Genomic DNA, 15,822 nt, shown 5'->3' with positions numbered 1-15,822 from the left:
ACTCCGCGGTCCGCCAGGTAACCCCGCATGACCAGATTGCGACCGCGTCGCGGTCGAACGCGGGCAAGCCCGCTCGCCACCGGGATGTGCCCAGCTACGACAAGACCCCAGGCGCCAACGCGGTAGCCTCCGACGGTTACGACAAGACTCCTGGTGCCGCTGCAATCAGCTAAGGCTTTCCAGATGGCATCACAGCCCGGCTCAGGCCGGGCTTAGTCATTTCTGGAGGACAGGAAATCCGAGGTGGCGAGGGGGCTTGCCCCCGCTGGGCTGCGCAGCGGCCCCAACGACCGACTCCGCGGTCCGCCAGGTAACCCTGCATGACCAGATTGCGACCGCGTCGCGGTCGAACGTGGGCAAGCCCGCTCGCCACCGGCGATATGCCCAGCATCGGAGGGCACCACGCAAACGCCCTATCGCCTTTATCCGCCACGCAAAGCACACTAGCGATCCCCCGATACCCCTGCGGAACCCGCGAACCATGCCTGACGATATCCACTACTACGAACCCGCCAACGGCCACGGGCTGCCCCACGACCCGTTCAACGCCATCGTCGGCCCACGCCCCATCGGCTGGATTTCCTCACAGGATGCCGAGGGCCGCCTGAACCTGGCCCCCTACAGCTTCTTCAACGCCTTCAACTACATTCCGCCGATCATCGGCTTCTCCAGCGTCGGCCGCAAAGACAGCCTGAACAACATCGAACAGACCGGCGAGTTCGCCTGGAACCTCGCCACCCGTCCGCTGGCCGAAGCGATGAACCAGAGCTGCGCGGCCGTGCCGCCCGAGGTCGACGAGTTCCAGTTGGCCGGCCTCACGCCCATCGCCTCCCGGGTCATCCGTGTGCCGCGGGTACAGGAAAGCCCGGTGTCCTTCGAGTGCAAGGTCACCCAGATCATTCAACTGCAACGCGCCGACCAGGCCCTGGTACCCAGCTGGCTGATCCTGGGCGAAGTGGTTGCGGTGCATATCGCCCGGCATCTGCTCAAGGATGGGATCTATGATACGGCCGCCGCCGAACCGATCCTGCGTGGCGGTGGCCCGGCGGACTACTTCCAGTTGGGCCCGGAGGCGCTGTTCAAGATGTATCGTCCACAGTGATCAGGCTGATCACTGGCGGAGCCTGAGCATCACCAGGACAACTCGCCCTCGGCGTCGACGTCGCTCAGCCGCGCCAACTCCTGCTCGGCGGCCTGGTCGGCCTCGAGGGCGGTCTTGAATGTCTGGTCTGCAAGGATCTTATGAAAACGCGGTGGCTCGAAACCACCCAGGGCCTTTACCGCAATCGCCGCGTTGTAACCGGCTTCGCCGCGAACGGCTGCTGAAACTGCTTCGAACTGTGCAAACTCTCTACGTGCCATGCCTGTCATCCCGGCCAATTGATCGGCCGGCATTCTAAATCAGCTGGCCAAGCGTTGCAGGGAACCTGCACTGGACAGGTGATATTCGCACTGGGCACGGGCAGCGGACACCTCGCTGAACGTATGGAAATCCAGGCTGTCGACCACGAGCTCCTGCACCAGCTCACCGAACACCTGCATGGCCGGGGTATTGAAATAGGCAGTCATTGCCGACTGGTTGACCCAGAAACCGGACACCAGCCAGAGATCGGCATCGGCCAGCGAATGCTGCAGGGAGAACTGCAGGCAGCCGGCTGCCTGGCGGGAAGGTTCGATCAGGCTGCTCAGACGTGCGCCCAGCTCGGCGGAGCGCCCCGGGCGTGCGCGAACGAAGGCCATGTGACTGACAGGGATATGCTTGGACATGCGCGGCTCTCCCGAAAGGAATGTTGTGCTGACACCATCGACCGCGGGGATGACGGCGACAGGAGCATAGATTAGTGGCCCCGGCGAGCACCCGTTAGTCGATTCCTGTCGGCTTATTGCACAATCCTGCCGGCGCGTCCTGCCCCTGCCGTACGGCAGCCGAGCGGCGGCTTGCACGGTGATCCGGAGTTTTAAGCAAGCACAGCCCCCGGTCCGGGCAGTCATCCGCCTGTCATATGAGCCCAAGGCAGGATCAGGCAAGAATTGCGCAGGATCCGGCTGGCGATCCTCCTTGCCCAAACTTAAGCTATGTCTCGTCTTTCACGAGGGGGATCCTGCATGCCACTGTCCGAACTTCCGCAAGAGCCGATCCCCCCGGAGATGGAAAAGCAGCGTCTGGAACTGGCCGATATCATTCGCCGCCATGCCGCCGAGGACGGCAACTACCAGACCGCCGTCGGCTCGCTGGTACTGGGACGCCACAGCCATCCCTACGATTTCGCCCCCGTGCTGGCGCAGCCGGCCCTGTGCATCATGGCCCAGGGCCGCAAGGAAGTACGCCTGGGCGACGGCCATTTCATCTACGACCCGCTGCATTATCTGGTGGTCTCGGTGTCGATGCCCCTCGCCGGACGGGTGGTGAATGTCTCGCCCGAATCGCCGATCCTGTCGTTGCGACTGGATATCGAACCGAACGAAATCAGTGCATTGATCGCCGAGGCCGGCCCCCTGGGTGTGCCCAGCCGGCCGACAGGCCTGGGCCTGTACGTAGAGCGTGTGGATACTCATATGTTCGACGCCCTGCTGCGTCTGGCACGGCTGCTCGATGCGCCCAAGGACATTCCCATGCTCGCACCGCTGGTGCGCCGGGAAATCCTCTATCGGCTGCTACGCAGCCCGCAGGGCCATCGCCTTTACGAGATCGCCATCGCCAACAGCCAGGGGCATCGGGTGAACCAGGCGATCAAGTGGCTGAACGGCAACTTCGAGCAACCTCTGCGTATCGACGACCTGGCGCGGGAGGTCAACCTGAGCGTTTCCACGTTGCACCACCGCTTCAAGGCGATGACCGCCATGAGTCCGCTGCAATACCAGAAACAGTTGCGTCTGCAGGAAGCGCGGCGACTGATGCTCGCCGAAGGGCTGGATGCCTCGGCGGCAGGTTATCGGGTCGGCTACGAGAGCCCGTCGCAGTTCAGCCGCGAATACAGCCGGCTGTTCGGCGCCCCACCGCTGAGGGATCTGGCGCGCTTGCGCCAAAGCGTTTGAAATACTCGATTATCCGGATTTGATGCGGCGCTCTCGCTGGCGCTTTCGCGGATGAATCCGGCTCCCACAAGGTCCGTGCGGCACACAAAATGTGTGTCCGGCGCGATCCCTTGTGGGAGCCGGATTCATCCGCGAACGGGGCACCGAATTCAGCGGGCCCGCACCACGTGCTTGATCTCCTGGAACGCCTGCAGGCCCCAAGGCCCGAGCTCGCGGCCCAGGCTGCTCTTTTTGTAGCCGCCCCACGCGGTCTGCGGGAAGATCACCTGCGGTGCATTGATCCACACCAGGCCCGCCTGCAAGGCATTGGCAATACGGTCCGCCGCCTCGCCATCGGTGGTGACGACACTCGCCACCAGGCCGAATTCACTGTCGTTGGCCAGGGCGATCGCCTCGGCCTCGCTGGCGAAACTGCGTACGCAGACCACCGGCCCGAAAATCTCCTCACGCCACAATGCGCTGTCCAGCGGCACTTCAGTGAACACCGTCGGCTGCAGGAAATAACCACGCGACAGCGCCGCTGGCCGGCTACCACCGCAGACCAGCCGGGCACCGCTGCTCAGGCCACGATCGATATGCCCCAGCACCCGCTGGTACTGCGCCTGATTGACCAGCGCCCCCATCTCCACCTCGGGGTCGAACGGATCGGCCACGCGAATGGCCTCGGCCCGTGCCTTCAGGCGCTGCAGGAATTCGTCGGCGATCTCGTCGGCGACCAGCACGCGGCTGGTTGCCGAGCACATCTGCCCGGCATTGAAGAACGCACCGCCACTGGCGACTTCCACCGCCAGGTCGAGGTCGGCGTCGGCCATGACCAGCAGGGAAGACTTGCCGCCCAACTCCAGGCTGACGCCCTTGATGGTTTCCGCCGCCCGCTGCATGACCTGGACACCTACCGCATTGCTGCCGGTAAAGGAAATCTTCGCCACCCGCGGGTCGGCCGACAGCGGAGCCCCCACCGCCAGCCCGGTGCCGCAGACGAGGTTGAACACCCCGGCCGGCAAGCCGCTATCGGCGATGATCGCAGCCAGTTCCAGCTCGGGCAACGGCGTCACCTCCGACGGTTTGAGCACCACGCAGCAACCGGCGGCCAGGGCCGGCGCGAGCTTCCAGGCGGTGGTGACCATCGGGAAATTCCACGGCACGATCAACCCGACCACGCCACAGGGCTCGCGGCGCACGCGGGCGGCGAAGTCATCGCTGGGCAGTGCCACGTCCTGATCCTGGCGTTCCTCCAGGCCTTCGGCCAAACCGGCGTAGTACTCGAAGGTGGCAATCACGTCATCGACGTCGATGGCCGCCTCGAACAGCGGCTTGCCGTTGTTGGTCGATTGCAGCTGGATCAGTGCCTCCCGGCGCTCGCGTACCCCTTCGGCAATCCGCCGCAGCACCACGCCCCGTTCGGCACCACTGCTCGCCGACCAGCCCGGAAAGGCTCGCACCGCTGCCGTTACCGCCTGCCCGACGGCGTGTTCATCACCACCGGAAACGCTACCGAGCAGCGCCTCGGTGGCCGGATTGATCACCCGCAGCTGCTCGCTGCCGGAACGCCATTGGCCGTCGATGTAGAGGCCGTCCTGATTCATTTGCGCTTTCATCACACCACCATTCCTTTCATCCAGAGAGCCTGGTCGACTTCAATCAGTGTCGGCCCCGGACGCGCCGCCGCGGCCCGCAAGGCGCTGCGCAGGCCTTGCTCGGTGCTGGTGGCCTCGGCGGCACAACCCAGGCCCTTGGCGACCGCGACAAAATCCGGGGTATGGATATCCACGCCCACCGGGGTGATGGCGCGGTTGACCATGTATTTCTTGATCTCTTCGTAACCCTGGTTATTCCACAACAGGACGATGACCGGGGTGCTCGCCTCGACCGCACTGGCCAGTTCCGGCAGGGTGAATTGCAGGCCGCCGTCACCGATCAGGCAGACCACCGCGCCGCGCTCGTCGCGCCGGGAGGCCCGTCCGAGCCAGGCACCGATCGCCGCCGGCAGGGCGTAACCGAGGGTGCCGTAGCCGGTCGAGGCGTTGAACCAGCGCCGCGCCTGCCGCGGGTTCAAGGTCAGGTTGCCGGTGTACACCGGCTGGGTCGAATCCCCCACCAGCACCGCATCCGGCAGCACCTCGAGAATGGTTTCCAGGAAACGGGTCTGGGCACGGGTCGGTGCATCCCACTGGCGGTCGAGTTCGGCCCGCAGGGCGGCGGCACGTCGATGGCCCCAGTCGTCACGACGAGCGGCCAGGTTGCGACCTTCGAGTGCGCCGAGCAATGCCTGGGCCGCCACCTGCGAGTCGGATACCAGGGCAACCCGGGGCGGGTAGTTGCGCACGGTCTGGTCCGGATCGATGTCGATACGCAACAGGGTGCCGGGAATCTCGAAGCCACCGGCGAAGGTGATGTCATAGTCGGTTTCCGCCAGTTCGGTCCCGACCGCCAGCACCACATCGGCCTCGGCCACCAGGGCACGGGTGGCAACCAGGGATTGGGTCGAGCCGATCAATAGCGGATGCTCGCCCGGCAGCATGCCCTTGGCGTTGATGGTCAGGGCCACCGGCGCGTCAAGGCGCTCGGCGAGCCGGGTCAGCTCAGGCGCCGCGTCGATGGCACCACCCCCGGCGAGAATCAGCGGGCGCCTGGCGCTTGCCAGCAGTTCAGCCATCTGCGCCACGGCAGCCGGCGCAGCGCCAGCCCGGGCAATGCTCACCGGCTGGCTGCCGAGCAGGGCGTCGGCATTTTCCACCAGTACATCCAGCGGGATCTCGATATGCACCGGACGCGGCCGTCCGGCCTGGAACAGGGCGAATGCCCGGGCCAGCACGGCAGGCAACTCCGCCGCCGACATCAGGGTATGGGAAAACGCCGCCACGCCGGCCACCAGGCTGCTCTGGTTCGGCAGCTCATGGAGCTTGCCGCGCCCGCCGCCCAGTTGGCTGCGCGACTGCACGCTGGAGATCACCAGCATCGGGATCGAGTCGGCATAGGCCTGGCCCATGGCGGTGGTGATGTTGGTCATGCCGGGACCGGTGATGATGAAGCAGACCCCGGGCTTGCCGCTGGTGCGTGCATACCCGTCGGCCATGAAGCCGGCGCCCTGCTCATGGCGCGGGGTGATGTGCTCGATGCGCGACGCGGCCAGGCCGCGATACAGCTCCACGGTATGCACGCCGGGAATGCCGAACACCTGCTCGACCCCGTAGCCTTCCAGTAACTTGACCAACACTTCGCCGCACGTCGCCATCGCTTTCCACCCTTCCTGTTCGTCTTGGCCGCGGCGGTGCAGGCCCCGGCAGTGACGTTATTGGAGCGTCTGGGCGATGGCGGGCACAACGCAAAAATAGTCATACTAGCCATGTCCTGTCGTCATGCCTGAGTTCGCCATGAAACGCCTTCCACCCTTGCCGGCGCTGCATACTTTTCTGATCACCGCCCAGTGCTGCAACTTCACCCGGGCGGCCGAGCAGTTGCACATCACCCAGGGCGCCGTGAGTCGACAGATCGCCGGCCTGGAGCAGCACCTGGGCTATGCGCTGTTCCAGCGCCAGGCCCGCGGCCTGAGCCTGACGCCGCAGGGGCGCGAGCTGTTTCCGCGAATACAGGAAGTGTTCCGGCAGATCGAAGACGCGGTGGAACAGGTGGGGGCCCAGCACCCGGCGCTGAAACTCAAGGCACCGATCTGCATGATCCGCTGGCTGCTGCCGCGCCTGCTGCAATGGCGCAAGGAACGTCCGGACGTACCGGTGGAGTTGACCACCAGCCTGCAGCACGGGGTCGATTTCCGTCGCGAGGACTTCGATGTGGCGGTGATCTATGGCGCCCCGCCAGGGCCGGCAACAACCGCCCACCACCTGTTCGACGAACAACTGACGCCCGTCTGTTCGCCACAGTTGAAACAGGGCGCGGTCGCGCTGGAGCAGATCGTCGACCTGGAACATCACACGCTGCTGCACCCCACCCTGGACCAGCAGGACTGGCAGACCTGGCTCGACGCGGCCGGCGTCCGCCTGGGCAATATCGGCCAGGGCCAGCATCTGGAAACCATGGATCTGGCGATGTCCCTGGCCTCCCAGGGTACGGGCGTGGCCATTGGTGACTGGGCGTTGATCGGCGAGGACCTGAGTGCCGGGCGGCTGATGATGCCGTTCGAATTGCGGGTGCGTACCGGGCAGGCCTACTACCTGACGTATCCAAAGCGCTCGGAGGGCTCGGCGGCGCTGCACGAACTGCGGGAGTGGCTGGTCGGCCAGGCGGCGCAGCGGGCTAATCCGTAGGGTCGCTGCAAAATGGTCGACAGCTGTCGCCAGCAAGCGGAGCGCCGCCCGGCCGTCTCCCACAGATTCTGCGTCGTACACAAGAGAGGTGCTCGACGCGAAACCTGTGGGAGACGGCCGGGCGGCGCTCCGCTTGCTGGCGATCCGGCGCCGCTCGAAGGCGCAGTCAGTAACCGACGGCGAAACGCTGACGCGAGTGGGCGGGCTGCTCGATTTCATCCAGCAGGGCAATCGCGTAGTCGGCGAAGGTGATCCAACTGCGGCCTTCGGCACTCACCAGCAGGTGATCCTGGCCCAGGCGGAAGCTGCCGGTACGCTCACCTTCGACGAACTCCGCCGAGGGCGAGAGGAAGGTCCAGTCCAGTTCCTTTTCCTGGCGCAGGGTTTCCAGGAACGCCGCGCCAGCGCTGGCTTCGGCCTTGTACTCCGGCGGGAAGCCGGGGCTGTCGATGACCCGGCTGTTGTCCGGCAGCAGCAGCGAGCCGGCGCCACCGACCACCAGCAGGCGCTTGACCCCGGCCTTCTTCACCGGGCCGATCACCGCTGCCGCCGGCAGCGTGGCGAAGTGTGCGGCACTGATGACCACGTCGTGGCCGGCGACCGCCGCTTCCAGCGCCGCGGCATCCAGCGCATCGACCGCCTTGCTGACAACGCCGTCACGGCTGGTGATCTTCGCCGTGTTACGCGCAATGGCCGTCACGCTGTGGCCGCGACGCAGGGCTTCTTCCAGCAATTGGCTACCGGCACGACCGGTGGCACCGATGATTGCAATCTTGCTCATGACACTCTCCAGTTCCAATCGTATGACGCTGTGCGTCGAGGGGGCGCCCTGCCCGGGTGGACAGGACGATTGATTCACGAAATCCCTTTGCCAGTGACCGGACCGGTCACCACTTCATTTCACCCTTGGCCACCTTGGCGCTGAGCTCCAGCGAGGACTCCTCGCCCAGGTTCGGATAACGCTGCTTCATCGCGGCGATCAGTTGCGCCGAGTCCTTGGCCTTGGCGGTCTCCTCGTCGAAGGCCTTGATGTAGTCCGCGGTGAACTGCGCGGCCGCCACGCTGTGCGGGCCGTCACCCAGGTAATGGCCAGGGACCAGGACCTTCGGTTGCAGCGCCTGGATGCGTTGCAGCGTCGCCAGCCAGTCCTGGTGGGACTTGGCCGACTGGGTATCGGCCATCCACACATGGATGTTCTGCGCCACCACCACGCCACCGACCACCGCCTTGAGCGACGGGATCCAGACGAAGCTGCGGTCCGGCTGCGGGCCGTCCAGGCCGATCACCTCCAGCTCACGCCCTTCCAGCATCAGGCGATGGCCCTTGAGCACCTCTGGCACGATGGTTTTGGCCGGAATGTCGCTGCCCATTTTCGGTCCCCAGAACGCCAGCTTGCCGTCGACGGTGGCCTTGATGTGTTCGACGGTTGGGGCCGACGCCAGCACCTTGGCTTTCGGGAAAGCTCGGGTAAGGGTGTCCAGGCCGAAGTAATAGTCCGGGTCGCCATGGCTGATGTAGATGGTGGTCAGTTGCTTGCCGCTGGCGCGGATCTTCTCCACCAGCTGTTCGGCCTGGGACTTGCCGAACTGGGCATCGACCAGCACGGCCTCCTTGCTGCCGCTGACCAGCACCGAGCTGACCGGGAAAATCGCCGAGGTTCCGGGGTTGTAGACCTCCAGGGTCAGTGGCGATTCGGCCGCCGCATGGGCCGCGAAACCCAGCACCGCGGTGGCGAGCAAGAGGCGGCGAAGTGAGGTGAATCCGATCATGTGCTGCTCCGTCATCTGTGGGCCGTGATAGGCGATGGACAGAGCTTAGTTGCCCGAACCGATACAAAAAATGCGATGCTGGGACATAGTTTGTTTCTCAAAGCGAGCAAATCATGGACCGTCTCACCGCAATGCGGGTATTCGTCACGGTGGTCGACCTGGGCAGCCAGTCGGCGGCCGCCGACCATCTGGAACTGTCGCGCCCGGTGGTCTCGCGCTACCTGGCGGAACTGGAAGACTGGATCGGTGCACGGCTGATGCACCGCACCACGCGCAAGTTGAGCCTGACCGCCGCCGGTGCTGAAACGCTGCCGCGCTGCCGGCAATTGCTGGAGCTGTCCGGCGACATGCAGGCCGCCGTGAGCATTCCGGACGAGGCGCCCCGTGGCCTGCTGCGGATCAGTGTCAGCACCTCGTTCGGCCAGGCCCAGTTCGCCGACGCGATGACCGAATACGTCCGGCGCTTCCCCGGCGTCAACATCGACCTGCAGATGCTCGACCGCACCGTCAACCTGGTGGACGAGCGCATCGACCTGGCGATCCGCGCCAGCAATGACCTGGACCCAAACCTGATTGCCCGGCGGCTGACAGTCTGCCGCTCGGTGATCTGCGCCTCGCCAGCCTACCTGCGCGAGCACCCGGCGCCGCAGCGGGTGGAGGACCTGAGCCGCTACAACTGCCTGACGCACTCCTATTTCGGCAAGAGCCTCTGGCACTTCGAACAGGATGGCGAACAGGTGTCGGTACCGGTGCAGGGCAATATCAGCGCGAACGAGGCCAGCACCCTGCTGCGTGCCGCCGTCGCTGGCGCCGGCATCTCGATGCTGCCCACCTACCAGGCCTGGGAGTACCTGCGCAGCGGTGAGCTGGTGCGTCTGCTCGCCCATGCCGAACCGCGGACCATGGACATGTACGCCGTGTACGCCTCACGCAAGCACATGCCGGCGACACTGCGCAGCATGCTCGATTTCCTGGTGGTGCGCTTTCCGCAAACACCGGCCTGGGACAAGGGCCTCTGACCCGCAAAAAGCTGGCAAGTCGCCGCAGCTGGCCTAGTCTTGTACTCAGTACTTCTAGCGAACCCGGTTCGACAGTCAGAGGTCTGCGTCATGAATATTCTAAAAACAAGAAAATGTGCCGCCGTACTTGCCATCAGCGCCGTCCTGGCCCTGTACGCCACCGCCGCCTGGCGGGTTGAACAGATCAGGCAAACGCCCCACGCGGTCGCCACCTGCAATCTCGAGCACTGCGTACCGCATACCGCGAGCCTCAGTGCCCTGAGATGATCCCCTGGGCCTGGCGATCGACATCGGCGCGAAAGGCACTGGGCGAAAGCCCACTCATGCGCCGGAAGAACCGGGCGAAATAGGCCGGATCGGCAAAACCCAGCTCGTCGGCCACCCGGCTGACGCTCATTCGCGTGTAGATCAGGTTGCGCTTGGCCTCCAGCAGCAGTCGCTGGTGGATCACCTGCAACGCCGACTGCCCCGCCAATTCCCGACAGATGTTGTTCAGGTGCGCCACCGACACCCCGACCTGGTGGGACAACTGCTCGACCGTCGGATGCTCGCGGAAATGCGCTTCGACCAGACCATTGAAGCGGCTCAGGTACTCGCGTCCGCGCTCGGGTGACTGGCCATCCGCCTCGCGCCGGATCACCTGGCGACTGAGCCACACCAGCAGCACGCTGACCAGCGAACGCAGGAGCAGGTCACGCGCCGGCTGGTTCGCCGCATACTCGCTCTGCAAGGCACTGAACAACCGGTTGAGGTAGACGCGGTCACGCCCCGCCGGATAACTCGCGGCGCGCGCCAGCGCGTCCGGCGAACTGCCCAGTTGCTGCTGCAGTTGCGATACCAGCGGCGCCGCCAGGGTCAGCACATGACCATCGATGTTCTCGGAAAACTGGAAACCGTGCACGCACAGCGGCGGCACCACCTGGATCGCCGACTCGCGAAGGGTGCTGCGCTGTCCCTCGATATCGACCCGGGCCTGGCCCTTGTTGACGAACAGCAACTGGCAGAGATCGGCATGCCGATGCGGCTGGATCTCCCAATGGTGCAGGCGACTGCGCTTGGGAATGGTCTCGCAGTGCAAGAGATCAGGGGCGATCCAGTCCTGGTTTTCCCCGTAGAGCTTGAACACCGGAATCGCCGGTGCCGCAGGCTTGTTCATCAGCGTCGGGCCTTGGGCGATAATCGCCCTTATTGTTGAAAAGTACCGATAAAGGCGCAGTTTTCACCTTCTAAAGCCCATCTCGCAAGCGAAAAATGCAAGCACAAACATAACAACCCGCTCACCGGTACGCCGCGTGGAGCTTGCAGAGAGAACAACAATGAAAACTCAAGTCGCCATTATCGGTGCCGGTCCGTCCGGCCTGCTGCTCGGCCAGTTGCTGCACAATGCCGGCATCGACACCGTGATCATCGAACGCCAGACCCCGGAGTACGTACTCGGTCGAATCCGCGCCGGCGTGCTGGAACAGGGCATGGTCGACCTGCTGCGCCAGGCCGGGGTCAACCGCCGGATGGATGCCGAGGGCCTGGTCCACGGCGGCTTCGAACTGGCCTTCGATGGCCGCCGGGTGCATATCGACCTCAAGACCCTGACCGGCGGCAAGAGCGTGATGATCTACGGCCAGACCGAGGTCACCCGCGACCTGATGGCGGCCCGCGAGGCCGCTGGCGCCCGGACGATCTACGCGGCCGACAATGTGCGCCCCCACGGCATGAAGACCGACGCGCCCTGGCTGACCTACGAAAAGGACGGCCAGACCCACCGCCTGGACTGCGACTACATCGCCGGTTGCGACGGTTTCCACGGCGTGGCCCGACAATCGATCCCGGCCGAATCGCTGAAGGTCTTCGAACGGGTCTATCCCTTTGGCTGGCTGGGTATTCTCGCCGACACCCCGCCAGTCAGCGAGGAACTGGTCTACGCCAATCACGAGCGCGGTTTCGCCCTGTGCAGCATGCGTTCGCCAACCCGTACCCGCTACTACGTGCAGGTACCGGCCGACGAGAAGGTCGAGGACTGGTCCGACGCGCGTTTCTGGGATGAACTCAAGGCTCGCCTGCCGGACAGCCTGGCCCGCAACCTGGTCACCGGCCCGTCGATCGAGAAGAGCATTGCCCCCCTGCGCAGCTTCGTGGTCGAACCCATGCAGTACGGTCGGATGTTCCTGGTCGGCGATGCCGCCCACATCGTCCCGCCGACCGGCGCCAAGGGCCTGAACCTGGCCGCCAGCGACGTCAGCACGCTGTTCGACATCCTGCGCAAGGTCTACCGCGAAGGGCGCAGCGAACTGCTGGAGCAGTACTCGCGGATCTGCCTGCGCCGGGTGTGGAAAGCCGAGCGCTTTTCCTGGTGGATGACCTCGATCCTGCACCGTTTCCCCGATACCGACGCCTTCAGCCAACGGCTGCAGCAGACCGAACTCGAGTACTTCGTCGGCTCCGAAGCCGGGCGTCGGACCATCGCGGAAAACTACGTGGGCCTTCCTTATGAGGCTATCGAATAGCAAGCTATCGAGTAAACTGACACGCATCCCCGCACAGCCGATGTGCGGGTCCACTTCCGCGTGCAGGTTATACCGTGACCAACCTCAATCAGCCCGGCCAGACGAAGCCGGCGATTCGCAGCATACTGATCGCCCTGATGATGGCGATTTTCCTCGGCGCCCTCGACCAGACCATCGTCGCGGTCTCGATGCCGGCCATCTCCGCCCAGTTCAAGGACGTCGGCCTGCTGGCCTGGGTGATCTCCGGTTACATGGTCGCCATGACGGTAGCCGTACCGATCTACGGCAAGCTCGGCGACCTCTATGGCCGCCGTCGGCTGATGCTGTTCGGCATGGGCCTGTTCACCCTGGCCTCGCTGTTCTGCGGCCTGGCCCAGAGCATGGAGCAGCTGGTCCTGGCACGGATCATCCAGGGCATCGGGGCCGGTGGCATGGTCTCGGTCAGCCAGGCGATCATCGGTGATGTCGTGCCACCGCGCGAACGCGGTCGCTACCAGGGCTATTTCAGCAGCATGTACGCGCTGGCCAGCGTCGCCGGCCCGGTGCTGGGCGGCTACATGACCGAATACCTGTCGTGGCGCTGGGTGTTCCTGATCAACCTGCCGCTCGGGCTGACGGCCTGGTGGGTCGCCCACCGCGTGCTGGTCGGGCTGCCGGTGCCGCAGCGCAAGCCGGTCATCGACTACCTCGGTACCGTACTGATGGTCATCGGCCTGACGGCCCTGCTGCTGGGCATCACCCGGATCGGCCAGGGCTATCACTGGAACGACAGCGACGTGCTCGGGTTGCTGGCCACGGCGGTGGTGGGCCTGACGCTGTTCGTCCTGCATGAGCGACGCACGGTCGAGCCGCTGCTGCCAATGCACCTGTTCGTCAACCGCAATGCCGTGCTGTGCTGGTGCACGATCTTCTTCACCAGCTTCCAGGCGATCTCCCTGACCGTGCTGATGCCGCTGCGCTTCCAGAGCGTGACCGGAGCCGGGGCCGACAGTGCGGCGCTGCACCTGCTGCCGCTGGCGATGGGCCTGCCGATGGGCGCCTACTTCGCCGGGCGCATGACCTCGGTGACCGGCTACTACAAGCCGTTGATCCTCAGTGGCGCGCTGCTGATGCCACTGTCCATCGTCGGCATGGCCTTCACGCCTCCCCAGTCGGTGTTGCTGAGCAGCCTGTTCATGTTGCTGTGCGGTATCGCCGGCGGCCTGCAATTCCCGACTTCGCTGGTGGGCACGCAGAACTCGGTGGAGCAGCGCGATATCGGCGTCGCGACCAGCACCACCAACCTGTTCCGCTCGCTCGGCGGTGCCGTCGGCGTGGCCCTGATGTCGGCCCTGCTGCTGGCCCTGGTGCAGGACTCGGGGCTGACTCACCTGGCCAGCGGCGCGGTGCTCGGCGAGGGCCACTCGGGCAACGCCCTGCTCGATGGTCTCAACGCGGCCACGGGGCCGGCCCAGGAAACCCTGCGGGCCGAACTGCTGCTGACCTTCCGCCACCTGCTGCTGATCAGCGCAGGCGTCGCCCTGCTGGGCCTGGCCGCTGCCATCGCCATGCCCAACCGGGTACTGCGTGGCCGGGAAGACAAAGCCCGCTGACCCCGTGGCGAGCGGGCTTGCCCGCGCTGGGGCGCACGGCGCCCCAAAGCCTGCGAGCGCGGTATGCCAGGTAAACAGTGGTCAACGGTTCACGGCTGCTTCGCAGCCGAACGTGGGCAAGCCCACTCGCCACAGGTACAGGCCCTATCCGGGTTGTCACTTCGCTTGCGCGCCGAGCGGCTGATCAGCAGCGGACTGCCCCGGTTGGGCTTGGCCGCGGCGGTCGCCCTACCCAACCGAGTACCGCCTGGGCACTGCCCCTCCGTGGCGAGCGGGCTTGCCCGCGCTGGGGCGCACGGCGCCCCCAAAGCCTGCGAGCACGGTATGCCAGGTAAACGGTGGTCAACGGTTCACGGCTGCTTCGCAGCCGAACGTGGGCAAGCCCACTCGCCACAGGTACAAGCCCTATCCGGGTTGTCACTTCGCTTGCGCGCCGAGCGGCTGATCAGCAGCGGGCTGGCCCGGTTGGGCTTGGCCGCGGCGGTCGCCCTACCCAACCGAGTACCGCCTGGGCACTGCCCCTCCGTGGCGAGCGGGCTTGCCCGCGTTGGGGCGCAAAGCGCCCCCAAAGCCTGCGAGCGCGGTATGCCAGGTAAACGGTGGTCAACGGTTCACGGCTGCTTCGCAGCCGAACATGGGTAAGCCCACTCGCCACAGGTAAGGCCCCCGCCCTGGGGTTCATAACAAACCGTCAAGGGCGGTAGTAACCGACCGCCAGCAGCAGTTGCCCAACGCGCTTGAGGTAGGTGTGCTTGTTCTCGACCTTGCCGGTCACCGGGTTCTTCCAGCGATACTCGTACTCGCCCTCCTCCTGCTTGTTCATCAGGGCCAGGATCGGCTCACCCACCGGCTTGCCGTCGGGGTCCCTGACCTTGCCGAAATCGGTGTCGAGCAATCGCTGATTGGTGCCATGGGCCAGATAGCGGCGGGTCTTGAGATCGACCACGAAGACATACAGGTCGTCCTGCAGGAAACCGCCCGGCGAGGCATTGATCTCGTCCAGCAGCACCTGGCGGTTCCTGCCCAGTTCGGTCACCGCGCGGTCCAGGAAGGCCCTGGCCTCCTGCGCCGATGCGCGCGGCAGGTAATAACCCACGGCCAGGATGCGCTCACCGACCCGCTGGTAGAACACCCGCTTGCGCTCGACCTTGCCATCCTTCCAGTTCTGCCAGCGATACTCGGCCTCCTGGATTGCGCCATTGTCCGGCGTCGTCAACGCCGCCTTGAACGCCTTGCGCAAATCCGCACCGAGCACTTCGGACACATCCCGGCCGATCAGGGCCGAGGATGGCCCGCCGCTGGCCAGCATCACCCCATGGGTATCGACCACGAACACATAGCGGTCCTGGTCGACGAACTCGCCCTGGCGGCTGAAGGCCGCAAATGCCTGGTCTCCCTGTTCGTGATAGTAGGCCAATGCCTTTTCCAGCAGCGCCCTGGCCGCCGGGGCCTCATCATCCGGCGCGGTCGCCGCCAGCACCGGCCCCAGGCACAACAGCATCAGGCCGCCTGACAAGGCCCGAATCAAACCCAACCCCATGGTGCATCCCCCATTCCTGTTGACCTGCCAGCAGCGTAGACCGTCACCGCCTATACGGAAGCATTCAGCAGACAGGGGTCGATTCGACAGCAGCAGATAG

15 protein-coding genes are annotated in these 15,822 nt (G+C 65.2%); 7 read left to right on the top strand and 8 right to left on the bottom strand.

Annotated elements, in window-relative coordinates; all coding sequences use genetic code 11:
* Positions 1-481 precede the first annotated feature (481 nt).
* Positions 482-1,102: a flavin reductase family protein gene (locus tag HU752_RS07895; RefSeq protein ID WP_186689139.1), complete on the top strand. Its 621-nt coding sequence runs from the start codon at positions 482-484 to the stop codon at positions 1,100-1,102.
* A 29-nt stretch (positions 1,103-1,131) separates the two neighbouring features.
* Here HU752_RS07895 and HU752_RS07890 read toward each other — a convergent pair whose 3' ends face one another.
* Together HU752_RS07890 and HU752_RS07885 are read right to left on the bottom strand one after the other, a co-directional pair.
* Complete coding sequence (locus HU752_RS07890) at positions 1,132-1,362, bottom strand: hypothetical protein (RefSeq protein WP_186689141.1); 231 nt, start codon at positions 1,360-1,362, stop codon at positions 1,132-1,134.
* 39 nt (positions 1,363-1,401) lie between these two features.
* On the bottom strand, positions 1,402-1,767 hold the full coding sequence (locus HU752_RS07885; protein ID WP_186689143.1) for a putative quinol monooxygenase: 366 nt from the start codon (positions 1,765-1,767) through the stop codon (positions 1,402-1,404).
* Between the two features lie 339 nt (positions 1,768-2,106).
* Between HU752_RS07885 and HU752_RS07880 the strand changes: the two genes are divergently transcribed.
* Complete coding sequence (locus tag HU752_RS07880) at positions 2,107-3,036, top strand: AraC family transcriptional regulator (protein WP_186689145.1); 930 nt, start codon at positions 2,107-2,109, stop codon at positions 3,034-3,036.
* A gap of 149 nt (positions 3,037-3,185) precedes the next feature.
* On the opposite strand, the gene HU752_RS07875 is transcribed toward HU752_RS07880, so the two are convergent.
* Together HU752_RS07875 and HU752_RS07870 are read right to left on the bottom strand one after the other, a co-directional pair.
* On the bottom strand, positions 3,186-4,634 hold the full coding sequence (locus HU752_RS07875; RefSeq protein WP_186689147.1) for an aldehyde dehydrogenase family protein: 1,449 nt from the start codon (positions 4,632-4,634) through the stop codon (positions 3,186-3,188).
* Positions 4,634-6,271 (bottom strand): 5-guanidino-2-oxopentanoate decarboxylase, encoded by a 1,638-nt coding sequence (locus HU752_RS07870; RefSeq protein ID WP_186689149.1) that lies wholly within the window; start codon positions 6,269-6,271, stop codon positions 4,634-4,636. The genes HU752_RS07875 and HU752_RS07870 overlap by 1 nt, the downstream gene beginning before the upstream one ends.
* A gap of 139 nt (positions 6,272-6,410) precedes the next feature.
* Between HU752_RS07870 and HU752_RS07865 the strand changes: the two genes are divergently transcribed.
* Positions 6,411-7,301, top strand: coding sequence for a LysR substrate-binding domain-containing protein (locus tag HU752_RS07865; RefSeq protein ID WP_186689151.1), 891 nt, complete (start codon positions 6,411-6,413; stop codon positions 7,299-7,301).
* 166 nt (positions 7,302-7,467) lie between these two features.
* Here the strand turns inward: HU752_RS07865 and HU752_RS07860 are convergent, their stop codons facing one another.
* Both HU752_RS07860 and HU752_RS07855 read right to left on the bottom strand, forming a co-directional pair.
* Positions 7,468-8,082 (bottom strand): NAD(P)-dependent oxidoreductase, encoded by a 615-nt coding sequence (locus tag HU752_RS07860; RefSeq protein WP_186689153.1) that lies wholly within the window; start codon positions 8,080-8,082, stop codon positions 7,468-7,470.
* A gap of 106 nt (positions 8,083-8,188) precedes the next feature.
* Positions 8,189-9,070, bottom strand: coding sequence for an MBL fold metallo-hydrolase (locus HU752_RS07855; protein WP_186689156.1), 882 nt, complete (start codon positions 9,068-9,070; stop codon positions 8,189-8,191).
* Between the two features lie 113 nt (positions 9,071-9,183).
* Here HU752_RS07855 and HU752_RS07850 point away from each other — a divergent pair, with 113 nt between their 5' ends.
* Complete coding sequence (locus tag HU752_RS07850) at positions 9,184-10,089, top strand: LysR family transcriptional regulator (RefSeq protein ID WP_186689159.1); 906 nt, start codon at positions 9,184-9,186, stop codon at positions 10,087-10,089.
* A 90-nt stretch (positions 10,090-10,179) separates the two neighbouring features.
* Complete coding sequence (locus HU752_RS07845) at positions 10,180-10,356, top strand: hypothetical protein (protein ID WP_186689162.1); 177 nt, start codon at positions 10,180-10,182, stop codon at positions 10,354-10,356.
* On the opposite strand, the gene HU752_RS07840 is transcribed toward HU752_RS07845, so the two are convergent.
* On the bottom strand, positions 10,340-11,245 hold the full coding sequence (locus tag HU752_RS07840) for a helix-turn-helix domain-containing protein (protein WP_186689165.1): 906 nt from the start codon (positions 11,243-11,245) through the stop codon (positions 10,340-10,342). The genes HU752_RS07845 and HU752_RS07840 overlap by 17 nt on opposite strands.
* A gap of 160 nt (positions 11,246-11,405) precedes the next feature.
* Here HU752_RS07840 and pobA point away from each other — a divergent pair, with 160 nt between their 5' ends.
* Both pobA and HU752_RS07830 read left to right on the top strand, forming a co-directional pair.
* On the top strand, positions 11,406-12,590 hold the full coding sequence (pobA, locus tag HU752_RS07835) for a 4-hydroxybenzoate 3-monooxygenase (RefSeq protein ID WP_186689168.1): 1,185 nt from the start codon (positions 11,406-11,408) through the stop codon (positions 12,588-12,590).
* A gap of 74 nt (positions 12,591-12,664) precedes the next feature.
* Positions 12,665-14,182, top strand: a complete 1,518-nt coding sequence (locus HU752_RS07830) for an MDR family MFS transporter (RefSeq protein ID WP_186689171.1) — start codon at positions 12,665-12,667, stop codon at positions 14,180-14,182.
* A 691-nt stretch (positions 14,183-14,873) separates the two neighbouring features.
* Here the strand turns inward: HU752_RS07830 and HU752_RS07825 are convergent.
* A complete protein-coding gene (locus HU752_RS07825) occupies positions 14,874-15,722 on the bottom strand; it encodes a cache domain-containing protein (RefSeq protein WP_186688387.1) in 849 nt (282 codons plus the stop codon).
* Positions 15,723-15,822: the final 100 nt, after the last annotated feature.

Origin of the sequence: Pseudomonas vanderleydeniana (genome assembly GCF_014268755.2) — a bacterium.
Taxonomy (GTDB): Bacteria; Pseudomonadota; Gammaproteobacteria; order Pseudomonadales; family Pseudomonadaceae; genus Aquipseudomonas; species Aquipseudomonas vanderleydeniana.
This window is presented reverse-complemented; position numbering and strand designations above follow the sequence as displayed.

Bases quoted from the DNA above. Each gene is read 5' to 3' on its own strand.
- HU752_RS07885 (WP_186689143.1), bottom strand. From the start codon at position 1,767: ATGTCCAAGCATATCCCTGTCAGTCACATGGCCTTCGTTCGCGCACGC.
- HU752_RS07870 (WP_186689149.1), bottom strand. From the start codon at position 6,271: ATGGCGACGTGCGGCGAAGTGTTGGTCAAGTTACTGGAAGGCTACGGG.
- HU752_RS07850 (WP_186689159.1), top strand. From the start codon at position 9,184: ATGGACCGTCTCACCGCAATGCGGGTATTCGTCACGGTGGTCGACCTG.
- HU752_RS07855 (WP_186689156.1), bottom strand. From the start codon at position 9,070: ATGATCGGATTCACCTCACTTCGCCGCCTCTTGCTCGCCACCGCGGTG.
- HU752_RS07890 (WP_186689141.1), bottom strand. From the start codon at position 1,362: ATGGCACGTAGAGAGTTTGCACAGTTCGAAGCAGTTTCAGCAGCCGTT.
- HU752_RS07860 (WP_186689153.1), bottom strand. From the start codon at position 8,082: ATGAGCAAGATTGCAATCATCGGTGCCACCGGTCGTGCCGGTAGCCAA.
- HU752_RS07840 (WP_186689165.1), bottom strand. From the start codon at position 11,245: ATGAACAAGCCTGCGGCACCGGCGATTCCGGTGTTCAAGCTCTACGGG.
- HU752_RS07845 (WP_186689162.1), top strand. From the start codon at position 10,180: ATGAATATTCTAAAAACAAGAAAATGTGCCGCCGTACTTGCCATCAGC.
- HU752_RS07825 (WP_186688387.1), bottom strand. From the start codon at position 15,722: ATGGGGTTGGGTTTGATTCGGGCCTTGTCAGGCGGCCTGATGCTGTTG.
- pobA (WP_186689168.1), top strand. From the start codon at position 11,406: ATGAAAACTCAAGTCGCCATTATCGGTGCCGGTCCGTCCGGCCTGCTG.
- HU752_RS07865 (WP_186689151.1), top strand. From the start codon at position 6,411: ATGAAACGCCTTCCACCCTTGCCGGCGCTGCATACTTTTCTGATCACC.
- HU752_RS07895 (WP_186689139.1), top strand. From the start codon at position 482: ATGCCTGACGATATCCACTACTACGAACCCGCCAACGGCCACGGGCTG.
- HU752_RS07880 (WP_186689145.1), top strand. From the start codon at position 2,107: ATGCCACTGTCCGAACTTCCGCAAGAGCCGATCCCCCCGGAGATGGAA.
- HU752_RS07875 (WP_186689147.1), bottom strand. From the start codon at position 4,634: ATGAAAGCGCAAATGAATCAGGACGGCCTCTACATCGACGGCCAATGG.